Raw genomic sequence first — 1,337 nt, forward strand, 5'->3', positions numbered from 1 at the left:
CAATATTGTCCTAAATAATTTTTGAGTGCTACTCAACGTGCAGAGGCATCAGCCTTTGCAAAAATGACATCAGAGTAATCCCCCTAAGGCAAAAACGGCTCTTCGGGAGGCGGTGTGAAGGGTTCGTCAAGCCATTTGTTGAGGTCGATTTTGGTAAAGGTGTTAAGTCGCAGAGAGACAACAAGATTAGCCATTGCCCACTTGTACTTGGCGATGTGTTTCAGCCATGTCAGGATGAGCATGGTTATCAGTGCAGTCCAGATCTGGATTTCCACGGCGTTGCGTGTGGTGCCGATGAAGCTCTTTATGCGCAGAAGCTGCTTTAGATTGCGGAAGAAAATCTCAATATTCCATCTTGCCTTGTAGATTGCGGCTATCGTGGAGGCGGCAAGAGTGAAGTTGTTTGTCAAAAGTTCCACCACGAAACCATGTTCTTCGTTCCATACGGCAATTCTGCGGAGTTTCTTTGGATATTTCTTTTTCGCGACTGGAAGTTCCAGTTCAATTTCCTCATCAATAAGCACGTCCTGCGCCCGCTTTTCAGGCAATAGACGCTCACGGACGGTCTTATACCTGATGTTGTCCTTGTGCCGGACCACAAAGAACACATTGTTGCTGTCCCAATGGCTGAGCAGGCTGTAATCACAGTAGCCACGGTCGGCAACTACAATTGAATACGGATTTACAGGAATGTCGTAGGCCGCCTTGTTGTCAGAGCCTTTCCCGTCTGTAATGTTCACGAATTCAGGCAACAGACAGTCATAATCAAGAAGCGTGTGCATCTTCACAGCGCCTTTTGTCGTGGTATAATGCGCCCAGTCGTAGACAGACAGCGTAAGCGATATGAGCGTCGAATCCAACAGCCGCAACGGCATCTTGAAACGAAATTTGCCATGAATCCACCCCGCCTGCTGTCCGAAATGCTGATAGAGGCGGTAGAAGATGTCTCGGAATACCGAACAGTCGCGATGGGCGTTCTGATATGCCACTGTCGATTTTGATGGCGCACGGCTTATACCGAGATGGTTGAGGTTGCCTGTGGCGGATTTCAGCCCGTTGGATATGTCCCGCACGGAGTCGCAGTTGGAAAACTGACAGAAGACCATGCTGATTAGCTGACTCCACGTGTCATAACCCTTGTTGTGCTTGTCTGTTTGGGCCTCGCGGATTATTTTTCTGATTGTTTGACGGGGTAACTGGGCGATTGTTTGTGCGAAAAGTGTTATATTTGCCATAGGAAGTAGTTGAGTTGGTCGCTCACTACTAAGGTAGTCATTTTTTGCCTTAGTAACTACTTCCTATTTTTATTTTTGCCCAAAACGTTTAGGACAATATTG

The 1,337-nt window shown here is 47.3% G+C and carries 1 protein-coding gene; it reads right to left on the reverse strand.

The features are described 5' to 3' along the window. Window positions 1-83: 83 nt before the first annotated feature. Window positions 84-1,235, reverse strand: a complete 1,152-nt coding sequence (locus E5354_RS14115) for an IS4 family transposase (RefSeq protein ID WP_123407908.1) — start codon at window positions 1,233-1,235, stop codon at window positions 84-86. Window positions 1,236-1,337 lie beyond the last annotated feature (102 nt).

The organism is Muribaculum sp. NM65_B17 (genome assembly GCF_004793735.1).
Classification (GTDB): domain Bacteria; phylum Bacteroidota; class Bacteroidia; order Bacteroidales; family Muribaculaceae; genus Muribaculum; species Muribaculum gordoncarteri.

Coding starts and splice junctions, on each gene's coding strand:
- E5354_RS14115 (WP_123407908.1), bottom strand. CDS start 1,235: ATGGCAAATATAACACTTTTCGCACAAACAATCGCCCAGTTACCCCGT.